18 protein-coding genes and 2 pseudogenes are annotated in these 16,504 nt (G+C 68.2%); 6 read left to right on the top strand and 14 right to left on the bottom strand.

Features of this window, described 5'->3' with window-relative positions:
- Positions 1–7 precede the first annotated feature (7 nt).
- From ACZ50Z_RS03250 to rplS, 4 genes and pseudogenes are all read right to left on the bottom strand, one after another.
- Positions 8–313: a DUF2469 domain-containing protein gene (locus ACZ50Z_RS03250; protein WP_003875077.1), complete on the bottom strand. Its 306-nt coding sequence runs from the start codon at positions 311–313 to the stop codon at positions 8–10.
- Positions 314–347: 34 nt separating this feature from the next.
- A pseudogene (locus tag ACZ50Z_RS03245) lies at positions 348–1,101 on the bottom strand (ribonuclease HII).
- A gap of 2 nt (positions 1,102–1,103) precedes the next feature.
- Positions 1,104–2,009, bottom strand: coding sequence for a signal peptidase I (gene lepB, locus ACZ50Z_RS03240; RefSeq protein ID WP_464482247.1), 906 nt, complete (start codon positions 2,007–2,009; stop codon positions 1,104–1,106).
- A 102-nt stretch (positions 2,010–2,111) separates the two neighbouring features.
- Positions 2,112–2,453, bottom strand: coding sequence for a 50S ribosomal protein L19 (rplS, locus tag ACZ50Z_RS03235; RefSeq protein WP_007775353.1), 342 nt, complete (start codon positions 2,451–2,453; stop codon positions 2,112–2,114).
- A gap of 349 nt (positions 2,454–2,802) precedes the next feature.
- Here rplS and ACZ50Z_RS03230 point away from each other — a divergent pair, with 349 nt between their 5' ends.
- Positions 2,803–3,801, top strand: a complete 999-nt coding sequence (locus tag ACZ50Z_RS03230; protein ID WP_464482246.1) for a hypothetical protein — start codon at positions 2,803–2,805, stop codon at positions 3,799–3,801.
- Here ACZ50Z_RS03230 and trmD read toward each other — a convergent pair.
- The 5 genes from trmD to ACZ50Z_RS03205 form a co-directional block, all read right to left on the bottom strand.
- Entirely contained in the window at positions 3,798–4,505 is a 708-nt protein-coding gene (gene trmD / locus ACZ50Z_RS03225) for a tRNA (guanosine(37)-N1)-methyltransferase TrmD (protein ID WP_464482245.1), read from the bottom strand. The two genes, ACZ50Z_RS03230 and trmD, sit on opposite strands and share 4 nt — an antisense overlap.
- Positions 4,506–4,517: 12 nt before the next feature.
- Positions 4,518–5,045, bottom strand: a complete 528-nt coding sequence (rimM, locus tag ACZ50Z_RS03220) for a ribosome maturation factor RimM (protein ID WP_464482244.1) — start codon at positions 5,043–5,045, stop codon at positions 4,518–4,520.
- Positions 5,046–5,069: 24 nt separating this feature from the next.
- Entirely contained in the window at positions 5,070–5,312 is a 243-nt protein-coding gene (locus tag ACZ50Z_RS03215) for an RNA-binding protein (RefSeq protein ID WP_003878715.1), read from the bottom strand.
- An 8-nt stretch (positions 5,313–5,320) separates the two neighbouring features.
- Positions 5,321–5,830 carry a 30S ribosomal protein S16 gene (gene rpsP / locus ACZ50Z_RS03210; RefSeq protein WP_464482243.1) on the bottom strand — a complete coding sequence of 170 codons (510 nt, stop codon included), beginning with the start codon at positions 5,828–5,830 and terminating at the stop codon, positions 5,321–5,323.
- Between the two features lie 183 nt (positions 5,831–6,013).
- On the bottom strand, positions 6,014–6,433 hold the full coding sequence (locus tag ACZ50Z_RS03205) for a nuclear transport factor 2 family protein (RefSeq protein WP_464482242.1): 420 nt from the start codon (positions 6,431–6,433) through the stop codon (positions 6,014–6,016).
- A 59-nt stretch (positions 6,434–6,492) separates the two neighbouring features.
- On the opposite strand from ACZ50Z_RS03205, the gene ACZ50Z_RS03200 reads away from it, so the two are divergent.
- Complete coding sequence (locus ACZ50Z_RS03200) at positions 6,493–7,380, top strand: D-alanyl-D-alanine carboxypeptidase family protein (RefSeq protein ID WP_464482241.1); 888 nt, start codon at positions 6,493–6,495, stop codon at positions 7,378–7,380.
- 16 nt (positions 7,381–7,396) lie between these two features.
- On the opposite strand, the gene ACZ50Z_RS03195 is transcribed toward ACZ50Z_RS03200, so the two are convergent.
- The 5 genes and pseudogenes from ACZ50Z_RS03195 to ffh all read right to left on the bottom strand — a co-directional run bounded on the left by ACZ50Z_RS03195 (position 7,397) and on the right by ffh (position 12,744).
- A complete protein-coding gene (locus tag ACZ50Z_RS03195) occupies positions 7,397–7,990 on the bottom strand; it encodes a TetR/AcrR family transcriptional regulator (RefSeq protein ID WP_464482240.1) in 594 nt (197 codons plus the stop codon).
- Position 7,991: 1 nt separating this feature from the next.
- On the bottom strand, positions 7,992–9,788 hold the full coding sequence (locus ACZ50Z_RS03190; RefSeq protein WP_464482239.1) for an N-acyl-D-amino-acid deacylase family protein: 1,797 nt from the start codon (positions 9,786–9,788) through the stop codon (positions 7,992–7,994).
- A gap of 141 nt (positions 9,789–9,929) precedes the next feature.
- Complete coding sequence (locus ACZ50Z_RS03185) at positions 9,930–11,012, bottom strand: metal-dependent hydrolase family protein (RefSeq protein ID WP_464482238.1); 1,083 nt, start codon at positions 11,010–11,012, stop codon at positions 9,930–9,932.
- Positions 11,013–11,038: 26 nt separating this feature from the next.
- A pseudogene (locus ACZ50Z_RS03180) lies at positions 11,039–11,140 on the bottom strand (hypothetical protein); the annotation flags it as partial.
- A gap of 47 nt (positions 11,141–11,187) precedes the next feature.
- Positions 11,188–12,744, bottom strand: a complete 1,557-nt coding sequence (gene ffh / locus ACZ50Z_RS03175) for a signal recognition particle protein (RefSeq protein ID WP_464482237.1) — start codon at positions 12,742–12,744, stop codon at positions 11,188–11,190.
- 139 nt (positions 12,745–12,883) lie between these two features.
- Here ffh and ACZ50Z_RS03170 point away from each other — a divergent pair, with 139 nt between their 5' ends.
- From ACZ50Z_RS03170 to ACZ50Z_RS03155, 4 genes are all read left to right on the top strand, one after another.
- Positions 12,884–13,678 carry an alpha/beta hydrolase gene (locus ACZ50Z_RS03170; protein WP_464482236.1) on the top strand — a complete coding sequence of 265 codons (795 nt, stop codon included), beginning with the start codon at positions 12,884–12,886 and terminating at the stop codon, positions 13,676–13,678.
- Positions 13,679–13,779: 101 nt separating this feature from the next.
- A complete protein-coding gene (locus ACZ50Z_RS03165; protein ID WP_464482235.1) occupies positions 13,780–15,543 on the top strand; it encodes a DEAD/DEAH box helicase in 1,764 nt (587 codons plus the stop codon).
- Between the two features lie 82 nt (positions 15,544–15,625).
- Complete coding sequence (locus tag ACZ50Z_RS03160; protein ID WP_464482234.1) at positions 15,626–16,054, top strand: DUF6188 family protein; 429 nt, start codon at positions 15,626–15,628, stop codon at positions 16,052–16,054.
- Positions 16,055–16,132: 78 nt separating this feature from the next.
- Complete coding sequence (locus tag ACZ50Z_RS03155; protein WP_464482233.1) at positions 16,133–16,501, top strand: VOC family protein; 369 nt, start codon at positions 16,133–16,135, stop codon at positions 16,499–16,501.
- The last annotated feature ends 3 nt before the right edge of the window (positions 16,502–16,504 follow it).

Below are 16,504 nucleotides of genomic sequence, written 5' to 3'. Positions count from 1 at the left end.
ACGGCGGTTATTCGGGCAGCCGCAGCTCGGGCTTCTCGACCTCTTCGATGTTGACGTCCTTGAAGGTGACGACCCGCACCTGCTTGACGAACCGCGCCGGCCGGTACATGTCCCACACCCAGGCGTCGGACAGCCGTAGCTCGAAGTAGACCTCGCCGTCGGCGTTGCGCGGCGTCATCTCCACGCTGTTGGCCAGGTAGAAGCGCCGTTCGGTTTCCACGACGTAGCTGAACTGGCCGACGATGTCCTTGTATTCGCGGTACAGCGAGAGCTCCATCTCGGTTTCATACTTTTCGAGATCTTCTGCGCTCATCTGCCACTCATCCGCTCAGACGTCCTTCTCCCACTTACTGTCCCCGGGACCCTGGGTCCCATCTTCCCTCACCGATATCCGTCGCGCTGCAGCGGTGGGTCCGGGTCGCATTCCGCCACCAGCCTCGCACCCGAGGAGTTCGCGACGCGCCGCACGTTGATGAACGAATAGCGATGTTCCGGGCAGGGGCCCAGCTGCGCCAGGGCAGCGCTGTGCGCCGGCGTGCCGTAGCCCTTGTGCAGGGCGAAGCCGTAACCGGGGTGGTCGGCCTCCATGGCCACCATCAGCCGGTCGCGGCTGACCTTCGCCAGCACGCTGGCCGCCGCGATGCACGCCGCGACCGCATCGCCACCGATGACAGGCAGCGACGGGACCGCCAAACCGGGCACCCGGAAACCATCGCTCAGCACATATCCCGGCCGCACGGACAGGCCCGCGACGGCGCGGCGCATCCCCTCGATGTTGGCGACATGCACACCGCGCCGGTCCACCTCGGCCGACGGGATGAACACCACGTGGTAGGCCAACGCGTAACGGCAAATCAGGGGGAACAAATTCTCCCGCACGGCCTCGGTGAGCTTCTTGGAATCATCAAGTGCGGCAAGGCTTTCCATTCGCCCTGGGCCGAGGACACAGGCCGCCACCACCAGCGGGCCGGCGCAGGCGCCGCGGCCGACCTCGTCGACGCCGGCCACTGGGCCCAGCCCGCTGCGGTACAGCGCCGACTCCAGGGTGCGCAACCCTGACGACTTCCGGATCACCGTCCGCGGCGGCCACGTCGTGGCCATGATTACCGAGTCTGCTGCGGGTTCACCGACTCCACGCCGCCCCATCGGGACGGCGGCCACACGATGAACCTGGCCTTGCCGATGACGTTGGACACCGGCACGGTCCCCGAGGTGGGGTCGCCCGTGCACAGCACCCCCTTGAGCGCTTCGGCCGGCACGCTGGTGCAGTGGGCGCGCGAATCCGCCGAGTGCGTCCGGTTGTCGCCCATCACCCACAGCCGTCCGGCCGGAACAGCGACCGGCCCGAATTCACTGCCCAGGCACGGGTACACCGAAGGGTCGGCGGCCATGGTGTTGCGATCCAGGTACGGCTCCTTCAGCGGCTTGCCGTTGACCGTGAGCCCGGTCTCGGCGCGGCACTGGACCGTCTGTCCGCCGACCGCGATCACCCGCTTGACCAGGTCGTTTTCGTCCGGGGGCACAAAACCGATGAAGGACAGCGCGTTTTGCACCCAGCGCAGCACGGTGTTGTTCGAGCGGATCGACTTGTAGCCGAGATTCCACGGCGGCGGGCCCTTGAAGACGATGACGTCGCCGGGGCTCGGTGTGCTGAACCGGTAACTGATCTTGTCCACCATGATGCGGTCACCGACGCAGCCCGTGCAGCCGTGCAACGTGGGCTCCATGGATTCCGACGGGATCAGGTAGGGCCGCGCCACGAAGGTCAACATGACGTAGTAGAGCACGATGGCGATCACCGCCAGCAGGGCGAATTCGCGCAGCGTCGAGTGTTTGGTGCCGTCGGGCTCGCCCGGCTCGGGCGCCGCACCCACGGGGCCTGGTTCGGGAACCGGCCCGTCGGACGTGTCGGCGTCGTCGGGGCGCGTCTCCGGATTGCGCGTAGAGACCTTCGGATCTGAATCGCCCGCGTGGGACTGGGGGTTAGATGAATCCGCGGTGTCGGTCACGAGATCAGCGTAGCCAGCGCGCGTTGTGGCCCGGCAAGCCGGCAAGCGATCCGCTTCGCGAACCGGTACGGCGAATCACCAGCGCCGCCAAGGCGTCCCGGCTCAGCGCTTCTCCTTGATCTTGGCCTTCTTGCCGCGAAGCTCCCGCAGGTAGTAGAGCTTCGCGCGGCGCACATCGCCACGGGTCACCACCTCGATGTGGTCGATGTTGGGCGAGTGCACCGGGAAGGTCCGCTCGACGCCGACGCCGTAGCTTTCCTTGCGGACGGTGAAGGTCTCGCGGATGCCACCGCCCTGGCGGCGGATCACCACGCCCTTGAACACCTGGATGCGCTCCTTGGCGCCCTCGATGACCTTGACGTGCACGTTGATGGTGTCGCCCGGGCCGAAAACCGGGATGTCGTCGCGCAGCGACGCCTGATCGACGAAGTCCAGCCGGTTCATCTGAGAGACACTTCCTTGAGGTCGCGGCTGACGGCAGCTACCCACACGCGGGTGTGAGTCGGTCGCCGAGCCGATGGGCTTTCTGGCGTATCTCGCAGCAGGGGGGAAAGGCCCAACCGGCCTGCAACCGCTGGAGACAACTGGTCAATTGTGCCAGACACTGCGCGTGCCGCGGAAATCACACGAAGTCGGCGGTTTGCGGCGAGCCGAACGCGCTGGTGAATGGTACATATGACTGGGGTCTGGACGCGCTACCCGCGCAGAAGCGTGATAGCCGGTGCAGGTGGCGCGAGGGGTCCCGCCCTTGCACTGTGCCGAAATCACGTCGAAGTCATGCCGGAGGGGTCGGATGCGGGTACGGCCGCTGACGCTGCTCACCGCCACCGCGGCGGTGACGTTGCTGGTCGCCGCCGGTTCCGAGGCGCTGGTTCAGGCCAAGGTGTACAGCCTGCCGGTCAACGCGCCCGTTCGGATCATCCCCCAGCGGCCGGCGCCTGCACCGCCGCAGTCGGCGGCGCTGATGCTCGAGGCCGCCACCCCGCCGCAGGAGCCGCAGCCGCCGCAGGCGCCCCAGGCGCTGCCGGGCGCGGGGTTGGCCGGGCTGCAGGCCCGCGTCCAGCAGGCGGCCGACGAGGCCGCCGCCGCCGGCGCCGCCCTGTCAGTGGCCATCCTCGATCGCCGCACCCACCAGCTGGTTTCCAACGGCAACGGCCAGGTCGTGGGCACCGCATCGGTGGCGAAGCTGTTCATCGCCGACGACCTGCTGCTGCACGAGGCCGAGGGCAGGGCCGCCGCCCTGAGCGCCGAGGACCGCCAGGCGCTCGACATCATGCTGCAGTCCTCCGACGACGGCGCCGCCGAACGGTTCTGGGGGCAGGGCGGCGGGTCCGCCATCATCGCCGAGGTCGCCGCTCGCTACGGCCTGGCGTCGACCACCCCGCCCAGCGACGGGCGCTGGTGGAACACCATGAGCTCGGTGACCGACCTGATCCGCTACTACGAGATGCTGCTGGACGGCTCGGGGGGCCTGCCCGCCGAGGCGGCCAAGATCATCGTGAACGACCTGGCCCGCTCCACCCCCAACGGCGTCGACGGCTACCCGCAGCGGTTCGGCATCCCGGACGGCCTGTACGCCGAACCGGTCGCGGTCAAGCAGGGCTGGATGTGCTGCATCGGCAGCGACTGGATGCATCTGTCGACGGGCGTGATCGGGGCCGACCACCGCTACATCATGGTGGTGCAGTCCCTGCAGCCCTCCGACGACGCGACCGCGCGCGACACCATCACCCGGGCGGTCAAGGCGATCTTTCCCGACGGCCGCATCGACGCACAGGCGCCTGGCCTCTAGCGGACCGCATCGTCGCCGGGCTCAAGCAGCTCCGGGCGGCGTTCCCGGGTGCGCTGCAGCGAGATCTCACGTCGCCAGGCGGCGATTCGCGCATGGTCACCGGAGAGCAGCACCTCGGGGACTTCTAGCCCCCGCCAGCTCGGCGGCCGGGTATAGCTAGGGCCCTCCAGGCGGCGGTCCAGGGCCGGCGAGTGCGAATCGTCAAGGCGGGACGCGGGATTGCCGAGGACGCCGTCGAGCAGGCGCAGCACCGCCTCGATCATCACCACGGCCGCCGACTCCCCGCCCGGCAACACGTAGTCGCCGATGGAGACCTCTTCCACTCGCATGCGCCGCCCGGCGTCCTCGATCACCCGCTGGTCGATGCCCTCGTAGCGGCCGCACGCGAAAGCCAGGTGATTCTCGGCGCTCCAACGCGCGGCGGTGGCCTGGGTGAACAGGGCACCGGCCGGCGTCGGGACAACCAAAAGCGTTTCACCGGTGCAGATCTCATCGAGGGCGTCGCCCCACACCGGCGCCTTCATCACCATTCCGGGGCCACCGCCGTAGGGTGCATCGTCGACCGAGCGGTGCACGTCGTGCGTCCACCGTCGCAGGTCGTGGACGGCCAGATCGACCAGCCCGGACTGAATCGCCTTGCCCGGCAACGACTGCCGCAGCGGGTCGAGGTAGGCCGGAAAGATCGTGACGACGTCGATTCTCATCTGTCAGGGCCCCTACAGATCCAGCAGGCCTTCGGGCGGGTCGATCTCGATCGTGCCGTCGTCCAGCGACACCGAGGAGACAATCGCGGCAACGAACGGCACCAGCACTTCCCGCTTTTCGTCGCCGGATTCGCGCCGCACCGCCAGCAACTCCCCCGCGGCGGTATGCAGGACCTCGGCGACGACACCGACGTCCTGGCCCGCGATCGTCCGCACGCGCAGGCCTTCGAGTTCGTGGTCGTAGTAGGTGTCGGCCTCGTCGATCGGCGGCAGGTCGCCGGAATCGACGACGAACAACATGCCGCGCAGCGCGTCGGCGGCGTCGCGGTCGGTGACGCCGACCAGGCGCACCAGCAGCCGCCCGCCGTGCTCGCGGGCGCTCTCGATGACGCAGCTGCGCTCCGCGCCCCCGCGAGAGGGCTTGGCCCGCAAGGTATTACCCGGCGCGAACCGGGCGGCGGGATCGTCGGTGCGAATTTCGACCACCAGCTCGCCGCTGATGCCGTGCGCTTTCACCACGCGCCCGACGGTCAACTCCAAGGGAGTTCCATGAGCAGCGCCGGCCTACTGGTCGGTGTCCACCACGTCGACGCGGATGCCGCGACCGCCGATACCGGCGACCAGCGTGCGCAACGCGGTCGCCGTACGACCGCCGCGGCCGATCACCTTGCCCAAATCGTCGGGATGGACGTGGACCTCGACGGTCCGCCCCCGGCGGCTGGTCACCATGTCCACCCGGACGTCGTCGGGATTGTCGACAATCCCGCGAACCAGGTGCTCAACAGCGTCAACGACAACCGTACTCATCGCCGCGGTCAGCTCTCGGTGGTCGACTCGGCCTGCTCGCCGCCCTCGGCGGGCGCCTCGGCCGGCTTGGTCTCGGCGGTCTCAGCGGCGGCCTCGGACTCGCCCTCGGCGGCCTTCGCGGTCTTCTTGGGTGGCGACTTCTTCTTCGGCTTCGCGGCCTCGGTGGTCGGTCCGCCCTCGGCCTCGGCCAGCGCGGCGTTGAACAGTTCCAGCTTGCTGGGCTTGGCGGGCTTGACCTTCAGGCGGCCCTCGGCGCCGGGCAGGCCCTTGAACTTCTGCCAGTCGCCGGTGATCTTCAGCAGCTTGAGGACGGGCTCGGTGGGCTGGGCGCCCACGGACAGCCAGTACTGGGCGCGCTCGGAGTCGATCTCGATGAGGCTCGGGTCTTCCTTCGGGTGATACCGGCCGATGACCTCGATGGAGCGACCGTCACGCCGGGTCCGTGCGTCGGCGACGGCGATGCGGTACTGGGGATTGCGGATCTTGCCAAGCCGGGTGAGCTTGATCTTGACAGCCATGGTTAAGCGACTTCTCCTGTGTGTGTCACGCTGCAATTCAGCGATCGGGGCCCGATGCCCGGATCCGGTTTTGCCTCGCGTTTCTGACCGGCCGGCGATTCGTGATCGCTCGGCGGACAGCCGCCTATTGTGCCAGACCAGGGGCGGTGATCAGAAATCGTGGCGCCACCGGACAGCCCCGACTCACATCACCTTCTGAAAGACCTTGGTCTCCACCCGCCGCGTCATCCGCCAGCCCTCGGGGGTGCGCGCGAACTCGTCGTCGTACCACAGGCCGCAGAACAGCACCTGGTCCTTGTCGCCGCCGAGCACCATGGGGTTGAAGCAGATCACCCGTGACGAGGCCGTGTCGCCGTCGATGCGCACCGAGAAGTTGCCGAGCATGTGCGCATACACCGGGAAGTTGGGCAGCACCTCGGAAAGCCACTTCTTGACCTCGGGATAGCGGCCCTCGATGCCTCCTAATGCCGTGTAATCGATATAGGCGTCGGGCGTGAACACCCGGTCCAGGTCGTCGAAGCGTCGGTTGTCGATGGCGGTGGAGTAATCCACCAGAAGCTGCTGGATCTCAAGGCGGTCGGATATCTCGGCCAGGCTCAACATGCATCGGACAGTAGACGAAAATGCGCGCCGAAAAGGGCCGGAAGTTAGACTTTCCGCCCATGCGGAAGCTGGTGGGCATGGTGTTCAGGATGGCCGCGGCGTTGCTCGCTGTCGTCGCGTTCGGCGCCACCGTCCCCATTGCGCGCGCCGACAGCAGCCAACCGATCGGCTCGATCCCCATCCCCGACGGCCCGGCGCAGACGTGGATCATCGCCGATCTGGACAGCGGTCAGGTGCTGGCCGGCCGCGACCAGAACGTGGCCCACCCGCCGGCGAGCACCATCAAGACGCTGTTGGCCCAGGTGGTCCTGGATTCGGTGAGCCTGGATTCCACCGTGGTCGCCGACGTCGCCGACACCCAGGTCGAATGCAACTGCGTCGGCATCAAACCGGGCCGCACCTACACCGCGCGCCAACTCCTCGACGGCCTGCTGCTGGTCTCGGGCAACGACGCCGCCAACACGCTGGCCCACATGCTGGGCGGCCCCGACGTCACGGTCGCCAAGATGAACGCCAAGGCCGCCTCCCTGGGAGCCACCAGCACGCATGCGGCGACGCCGTCCGGCCTGGACGGTCCCGGCGGGTCGGGTTCGTCGACCGCGCACGACCTGGCCGTCATCTTCCGCGCCGCGATGGCCAACCCGGTGTTCGCGCAGATCACCGCCGAACCGTCGGCCATGTTCCCCGGCGATAACGGCGATCGCCTCATCACCAACCAGGACGAACTGCTGCAGCGCTACCCCGGCGCGATCGGCGGCAAGACCGGATTCACCAACGCCGCCCGCAAGACGTTCGTCGGCGCCGCCGCCCGCGGTGGCCGGCGGCTGGTGATCGCCATGATGTACGGGCTGATCAAAGAAGGCGGGCCGTCGTACTGGGATCAGGCGGCGACGTTGTTCGACTGGGGCTTCGCCCAAAGCCCGCAGGCCGGCATCGGGTCGCTGTAAGCAGCGCTCCCCCAATTTAATCCGGCAGCGCCGCGGTCAGCAGCGCCATCAACACCGGGATCCGCTGGGCCGCGATCTCCGGTTGCGGCAGCACCCCTTCCACCACGGCGGCCCCGTCGAACACGTTGGTCATCAACGCCACGAACACCGGGAAGGTGTCGGCCGGAAACCGGTCCGCGCCCGGTAGCGCCCGCGCGGCATCGTGGATCTTCGCCGCATACTGCCCGAGCTCGTGTTGCAAAGTCTCTCTGAGCTTTTCGTCGGTGCGCGCCGCGACCAAAAGCTCGTAGAGCACCGCGTTGGACGGCCCGCTGGTGATGTCGCGCAGGATCGCCAGCGCCACTTCCAGTGGCGGCCGGTCGGCCGGTACTTCCGCGACTCGCTTGGTGAACGATTCCAGCTGGCGGCGCAACACCTCGGACGCCGTGGCGGCCATGAAGTCGCCCATGGTGTCGAAGTGCCGGAACAGCGCCCCCACCGACACCCCGGCCCGTTTGGTGATCACCGCGGCCGACGCCCGGGCATAGCCGACCTCGATGATGGTGGCAATGCACGCGTCGAGCAGTCGCCCGACGGTTTCCTCGCGGCGCTGTTGCTGAGTTCTGGCCATCTCAGCCGCCGTGGCTCACGGCGGCCCGCGGCCGGCGGGCGCGTTCGCCGGCACGCAGGTAGCGACCCGACTTCACGGTTTGTCCGTAGCCGTCGCGGAATTGGCCCCTGCCGAACACCACGACACCGCCCACGCCGGTGGCGACGACGGCGGCGTCGTTGCGGTTGACCATGCGACGCAGGCCGCCGTAGAACGGCACCGCCTCTTCGTGGTAGCCGTCGACCGACGCGTCGAGACCCGCCGGATCGATCACGACAAAGTCCGCGCGGTCGCCGTGGCGCAGCGTGCCGGCGTCGATGCCGAACCACTCGGCCAGTTCGCCGGTGAGCCGGTGCACCGCCTGCTGGATCGACAGGAACGGCGCGCCGGCCGCCTGCGCGTCCTGCGTGCGCTTGAGCATGCGCAGTCCGAAGTTGTAGAAGGCCATGTTGCGCAGGTGCGCGCCGGCGTCGGAGAAGCCCATGTGGATGCTGGGGTCGGCGGCGAGCTTGTTGAGCTGCTTGGGGCGGTGGTTGGCCACGATCGTAGTCCACCGCACGTTGCGCTCACCGTTTTCGACGAGCACGTCGAGGAACGCGTCAAGCGGGTGCAGGCCACGCTCGTCGGCGATCGCGCCAAAGCTCTTGCCGATCAACGACGTATCGGGGCATTCGACGATAACCGCGTCATGGAAGTCGCGGTGCCACAGCGACGGCCCGAGATTTTTGCGGTCGAACTCACGGCGAAATCGGCGGCGATAGGTCTCGTCGGCAAGAAGTTCGTTGCGCTGCAACTGATCACGCAGATGCAGCGCGGCGGTGCCCGCACCGAACTCCTCGAAGACCGGCAGATCGATTCCGTCGGAATACAGTTCGAACGGCACCGGCAGGTGCTGGAACCGCACGGCCGAGCGCAGCAGGGAGTTGAGCACCCTGGTGCCGAGCCCGAACGTGTGCACGGCGAGTGGCATCGACTTGGCGTCCGCGGAGACCAGCATGCTCATCCGGACTCCCTTGCCGCGCCCGAAGATTCGGCTGCTGGTCAGAAAGAACATCAGCGACAGGAGGGGGTTTTCCAGATTCGGTGCGCTCTGCAGGATCCTGCCGCGCTTGCGCAGGACTTTGATCAGCCTGCGTCGTTCCCGCCAGGTGGCGAAGGTGGATGGCAGGGCGCGGGAGCGGAACCGTTCGCCGTCGAGTTTGTCGATGGCCGCGTCCATCCCGGACATGCCGAGCAGCCCGGCGTCGAGGGCCTCGTCGAGCAGCGCCGCCATTCTCGTCAGCTCGTCGTCGCTGGGCCGCACTGTGGGGTCAGTGGCCCGTTGCAGTCCGAGCACCTTCGTGCGCAGGTCCGAATGACCAAGCAGTGAACCGATATTGGGGCCGAGCGGCAGCGCGTCGATCGCCTTGACGTATTCCGCGGCCGTCGACCAGGTTCTACCCGAACTCAGCGCGCCGCAGACGTATTCGCGCGGGACCGCCTCCACCCGGCTGAACAGGTCGGCGGCGTCCTCGGAGTCGGCGTAGACCGTCGACAACGAGCAGTTGCCCAGCAGTACGGTGGTGACGCCGTGGCGCACCGACTCGCGCAGGCCGGGGTCCAGCAGCACCTCGGCGTCGTAATGGGTGTGCACGTCGAGGAAGCCGGGCACAACCCACATGCCGGCCGCGTTGATGACCTCGGGGCAGCCGGTCTCGTCCAGCGCCTCGGCCGACACGGCGACCACGACGCCGTCGCGGATGCCGAGCGTGCGTGTGAGCGGCGCGGCGCCGGTGCCGTCGAACCACAATCCGTCGCGAATGATCACGTCGTAGGCCATGGCTTCCTCCAGGTCATCGGTTGCCGAACGCTAACATAGATAGCAATCACTCGCAATCTTTTCTTGGCCGCGGCGCCGCGCTGCCCAAATCTGCTGGTTAGTGTGCGCCACCGAACGACGGTGACGAGCGTGGCGCGCCGGCTACGCCGGTGAACGGAAGATGTTGCCGCGCAGCATGATCAGATCGGGATTGTTCAGCACGGCGGGCCCCGACCTTGGATCGCGGCTGAAACACAGCAGGTCGGCGGACGCACCGTGGTCGAGCCCGGGCCGCCCGAGCCAGCCGCGCGCGTCCCAGCAGGCCGCGCCCAATGCCTGCGTCGGGCTCATCCCGATGCCCTTGAGCGCTTCGATCTCGTCGGCGATGCGACCGTGCGCGACCATGGTGCCGGCGTCACTTCCGGCGTAAATGGGCACGCCCGCTTCCCGCGCCGCGGCGATGCGTGACAGGCCGCGCGCATGCAGATCGCGCATGTGGGCGGCGTAGGTCGGATACTTCGCGGCGGCCTCGGCGATGCCGGGGAAATTCTCGATGATGTTGACCAGAGTGGGGACCAGCACGGTGCCGCGGGAGGCCATCAGCTCGATGGTGGCGTCGTCCAGGCCGGTGCCGTGCTCGATGCAGTCGATGCCGGCGTTGATCAGGCCGGGCAGCGCGTCCTCGCTGAAAACATGGGCGGTGACCCGGGCGCCGTGGGCGTGAGCGGTCTCGATCGCGGCCTTGAGGACGTCGTCGGACCACAGCGGCGCGAGGTCGCCGACGCTGCGATCGATCCAGTCGCCGACGAGCTTGATCCAGCCGTCGCCGCGGCGCGCCTCCTCGGCCACGGCTTCAGGCAGTTGCCATTCGTCTTCCAGCTCGCGCGAGAACCCCGCCGCGTAGCGCTTGGGCCTGGCCAGATGCCTGCCGGCGCGGATGATGCGGGGCATGTCGTCGCGGTCGTCGAGACTGCGGGTGTCGGTGGGCGAACCGCAATCCCGCAGCAACAGCGCCCCGACGTCGCGTTCGGTCTCGGCCTGGGCGATCGCCTCGTCGAGCGGAATCTCGCCGTCATGGCCCAGGCCGACGTGGCAGTGGGCGTCGACCAGCCCGGGCACGATCCACCCGCCCTCGAAGACGGTGTCGGCGCCGGCGACCGGTTCGGTGCTGATGCGTCCGTCGACGATCCAGAGTTGGATTTCGGTCTCGTCGGGCAGGCTCACACCCCGCACGTGCAGGCGCACGGCGGCTAGTTTCCTCCGGTCCGATGGTGACGACCCGCCTCGCCCGGCTCCGCCGCGCTCGCGATCGTCACGGTCCGATGGTGACGACCCGCTTCGCCCGGCTCCGCCGCGCTCGCGATCGTCACGGTCCGATGGTGACGACCCGCTTCGCCCGGCTCCGCCGCGCTCGCGATCGTCACGACTTGCCCGGGAACTTCAGCTTGGACAGATCGAAGTCGGCCAACCCGGGCGGCAGCTCGTTGAGGCCCTCGGGCATCTGCGACAGGTCGGGGAACCCGGCCGGCATGCCCGGCATCCCGGCGGCGAGTGGGTTCCTCGCCTTCGGCGGTGTCGGGCCCCGTCCACCCTTTTTGCCTTTCTTGCCTTTTCCGCCCTTGGCTTTGCGGGTCGCCGACTTGCGGCCCATTCCGGGGATGCCCATGCCCCCGAGCATGGACGACATCATCTTGCGGGCCTCGAAGAAGCGGTCGACCAGCTGATTGACCTCCGACACCGTGACGCCCGAACCGTTGGCGATGCGCAACCGCCGCGAGGCGTTGATGATCTTCGGGTCGGCGCGCTCGGCGGGGGTCATGCCGCGGATGATGGCCTGCAGGCGGTCGAGCTGGCGGTCGTCGACCTGGGCCAGCGCGTCCTTCATCTGCCCGGCCCCGGGCAACATGCCCAGCAGGTTGCCGATCGGGCCCATCTTGCGGATGGCCAGCATCTGTTCCAGGAAGTCCTCGAGGGTGAGCTCGCCGGTGCCGATCTTGAGCGCGGCGGCCTCGGCCTGTTCGGCGTCGAAGACCTGCTCGGCCTGCTCGATCAGGCTCAGCACATCGCCCATCCCCAGGATGCGGCTTGACATCCGGTCCGGGTGGAAGACGTCGAAGTCCTCCAGTTTCTCGCCGGTGGACGCGAAAAGGATTGGGACGCCGGTCACCTCGCGGACCGAGAGCGCCGCGCCACCGCGGGCGTCGCCGTCGAGCTTGGTGAGCACCACACCGGTGAAGCCGACGCCCTCGCGGAACGCCTCGGCGGTGGTGACGGCGTCCTGACCGATCATCGCGTCCAGGACGAACAGCACTTCGTCGGGATTGACGGCGTCGCGGATGGCCGCGGCCTGCGCCATCAGCTCGTCGTCGATGCCGAGCCGGCCGGCCGTGTCGACGATGACGACATCGTGGTGCTTGGCATTGGCTTCGGCGATCCCCGCCGCGGCGACCGCGACCGGGTCGCCGGGCCCGGATCCGGGCGACTCGCCGGGGTGCGGCGCGAACACCGGCACGCCGGCGCGCTCACCGACGACCTGCAGCTGGTTCACCGCGGCCGGGCGCTGCAGGTCGCACGCCACCAGCAGCGGGGTATGCCCCTGGCCGCGCAGCCAGGAGGCCAGCTTGCCGGCCAGCGACGTCTTACCCGAACCCTGCAGACCGGCGAGCATCACCACGGTCGGCGGCGTCTTGGCGAACGCCAGCTGCCGGGTCTGTCCGCCCAGGATGCCGATGAGTTCTTCGTTGACGATCTTGACGACCTGCTGCGCCGGGTTGAGGGCACCGGAGACCTCGGCGCCCTTGGCGCGGTCCTTGATCCGGGTGACGAAGGCGCGCACCACGGGCAGCGACACGTCGGCTTCCAGCAGCGCCAGCCGGATTTCGCGGGTGGTGGCCTCGATATCGGCGTCGGTCAGTCGACCCTTGCCGCGTAGCCCGGCAAGGGCGCCGGTCAATCGGTCGGACAGCGATTCAAACACCCCGCCAGCCTAGTGGAGCCCGGTGGGGCGGACTCGTCGTCGTCCCTCGACGCGACACTGCAACCACGCACACGACACGCCGAGAATGATGTTCGTAGTTTCAGTCTCGCGGGGACGGCGAGCGGGTTTGAATGAGCTGATGCTCGAGCTGATCGACAAAGGGTCCTGCACTGCCGAGCACCCGGTGCCCCTGCTCTTCGTGCACGGCGGGTGGCACGGCGCGTGGTGCTGGGAACACTTCCAGGACTTCTTCGCCGACGCCGGCTACCGCACGGTCGCGGTGAGCCTGCGCGGGCATGGCACCAGCCCCACGGCGAAGCCGTTGCGGAAGGTGTCCATCGCCGATTACATCGAGGATGTCCGCTCGGTGGCCGACGACCTCGGTGGCGGACCGATCCTGATCGGGCACTCCCTGGGCGGTTTCGTGATCCAGCGCTACCTCGAAGAGCGCAGCGCGCCGGCTGCAGTGCTGGTGGGCTCGGTGCCGCCCCAGGGCGTGCTCCGATTGGCGCTGCGCGTCTGGCGCCGCCGGCCGTCGATGACCATGGAAGCCTGGAACGATCCCACGCTGCTGAAATTCCTGGCGACCCCTGCGCTGGCCCGCGAGTACCTCTTTTGCGCCGACACACCCGAGGACATCGTCGAATCCTGCCGGCAACAGGCCGGGGCGGAGAGCGTCCGCGCCGCCATGACCGATCCGATGGTCCGCCGCGTGCGGACCCGGCGGGTGACCACGCCGATCCTGGTCCTGGGCGCCCAGCACGACGGCTTCGTCAGCCCCGGCGATGTGCGCGCCACCGCCCGCGCCTACCGCACCGAGCCGGAGTTTTTCTCGATGGGCCACAACATGATGCTCGAACCGGGTTGGGGCGACGTCGCCGAACGCATCCGCGACTGGCTGCAAACCCACGAAGCGGTGGCCCACGCGCAATAGCGAGTCGAGTCGTTACAACACCGAAAAGCGTTGGCGTGCTAGATTTCACAGCCGCCACTCAACCGAGCTGGCCGTGTCGAACAGCAACGATTGGGGGGCCTGTGTCGATGCCGGCCAGCAGCATCCAAGCGCGGACCGACACCGACCACAGCGACTACAACGGCAACGCGGTGCTGCGCGGCTGGCAGCGCAGGGCGCTGGTGCGCTACCTCGCCGGCCAGCCGCGCGATTTCCTGGCGGTGGCCACCCCCGGATCCGGCAAGACGACGTTCGCGCTGCGGGTGGCGGCCGAACTGCTCGGCCAGCGCGCCGTCGAGCAGGTCACCGTCGTGGTGCCCACCGAGCACCTCAAGGTGCAGTGGGCGCAGGCCGCGGCGCGGCACGGCATCGCCCTGGACCCGAGATTCTCCAACAGCAACCCGCGGATCGCGCCGGAGTTTCACGGCGTCATGGTCACCTACGCTCAGGTCGCCGCGCATCCGACGCTGCACCGGGTCCGCACCGAGCAGCGCAGGACGCTGGTCATCTTCGACGAGATCCATCACGGCGGGGACGCCAAGACCTGGGGCGACGCCATCCGCGAGGCCTTCGGCGACGCCACCCGCCGGCTTGCGCTGACGGGCACGCCCTTTCGCAGCGACGACAGCCCCATCCCGTTCGTGACCTACGAGGCCGGCCCCGACGGGATACGGCGTTCGCAGGCCGATCACACCTACGGCTACACCGACGCCCTGGCCGACGGCGTGGTCCGGCCCGTGGTCTTTCTCGCCTACTCCGGGGAGGCGCGGTGGCGCGACAGTGCCGGCGAAGAGCACGCGGCCCGACTGGGCGAGCCGCTGTCCGCCGAGCAGACCGCGCGGGCGTGGCGCACCGCGCTGGACCCCGCCGGCGAATGGATGCCCGCGGTGATCACCGCCGCGGACCTGCGGCTGCGCCAGCTGCGCACGCACGTGCCCGACGCCGGCGGCATGATCATCGCCTCGGACCAGACGGCGGCCCGCTCCTACGCCACCCTGCTGACGAAGCTGACGGGCGAGGCGCCCACCCTGGTGCTCTCCGACGATCCCCGCTCGTCGGCGCGCATCAGTGAATTCGCCGCGAGCACCAGCCGCTGGCTCGTCGCGGTGCGCATGGTCTCCGAAGGCGTCGACGTGCCGCGGCTGTCGGTCGGGATCTATGCCACCAGCGCCTCGACCCCGCTGTTCTTCGCTCAGGCCATCGGCCGGTTCGTGCGGTCGCGGCGCCAGGGCGAAATCGCCAGCATCTTCGTGCCGTCGGTGCCCAACCTGCTGCAGCTGGCCAGCGAGCTGGAGGCCCAGCGCAACCACGTGCTCGGCGAGCCGCACCGCCCATCCGAGGGCGATCCCCTCGACGGCGATCCCGCCACCAAGGCGCAGGACGAGAAGAGCGACCTCGACAAGGGATTCACCTCGCTGGGCGCCGACGCGGAACTCGATCAGCTCATCTTCGACGGATCATCGTTCGGCACCGCCGCCCCGGCCGGCAGCGACGAGGAGGCGGACTACCTCGGCATCCCCGGCCTGCTCGACGCCGAGCAAATGCGTGCGCTGCTGCACCAGCGTCAGGACGAACAACTGCAGAAGCGGGCCCGGTTGCACAAGGACGCCGGTTCGCCCGCGGCCGTCGACGTTCCGTCGGCCACGGTGCACGGCCAGCTGCGGGAGCTGCGCCGCGAGCTCAACGCCCTCGTCTCGATCGCGCATCACCGGACGGGCAAGCCGCACGGCTGGATTCACAACGAACTGCGGCGCCGTTGCGGCGGTCCGCCGATCGCCGCGGCAAGCCGCGAACAGCTGCGGGCGCGCATCGACGCCGTGCGCCGGCTCAATGCCGAGCAGTCATGAGCTAAGGCGCGGAATCGCGGCACCCGCGCGCCCACCACGTACCCGCTTGTGCATGTGACAAATTGGGGCCAGAGTGGAATTCATGACCGAACAGAATGTGATCGAGCAATGGCTCGAGGGCTGTGCGGTGCAGCGGATCATGTTCCACGACGGGCTGGTGCTGAATTTCGAGGACTACAACGAGCTGGTGATTACGGCACCACTGCGTCTGACTCTGCCCGCCATCGAAACTTCGCCCGCCGAAGTAATCGCTATCGACCCGAACGACCCGGCGGACCAACTGCGTCCGCTCTTCGATTTCGCCGGGTCAACCTGCACAGGCGCTGTCTGGGACGACACCGGAGATCTGCATCTCGCATTCTCCGACGATCACCAGATCGAGGTGCCGGCGAACGACAATGTCACCGCCTGGGAGCTGTATAGCAAATACCACGGATATGCCGCCTGCCTCACGCACGGCAAAATGCGGGTCGTCCGCCTTGATACGGCCGAAGCCGACGGCGACAGGTGAGCTAGCGCGCGCCGAGACCGCTACTCCCCCATCCATTGTCGTCACCAGCGGGTGGGGTTCGTCGATACCATGTCTTTCATGCGCCGCGTGGATTACGTCATCCAATACGTCGAGTCGCTTGAGAACTCGGTGGCGTTCTACCGCGACGTGATCGGGCTCAAAGTACGGATCGAAGGCGACGGCTATGTCGAATTCGAAATGGCGAACACCAAGTTCTCGCTTTTCGAGCGGTCCAAGCTTCCGGAGCTCATCGGAGGTGAAGGCGGGCGCGCACCGTGCGGCGAGATCGGCTTCTTGGTCGATGACGTCGACAAGGAAGCGGAACGGTTGAGCGACCTAGGTGTCGAGATCCTCAAGGGACCGACAAACCGGCCATGGCGGGAAAGGACGCTCCACATCGCCGACCCGGACGGCAACATCATCGAATTCGCCCAGAAACTGCGATGATGA

The sequence above is a fragment of the Mycobacterium sp. NTMscope_MAC_269 genome (genome assembly GCF_976985695.1).
Note: the sequence above shows the minus strand (reverse complement) of the source record. Positions and strands in the feature narration are given on the sequence as shown.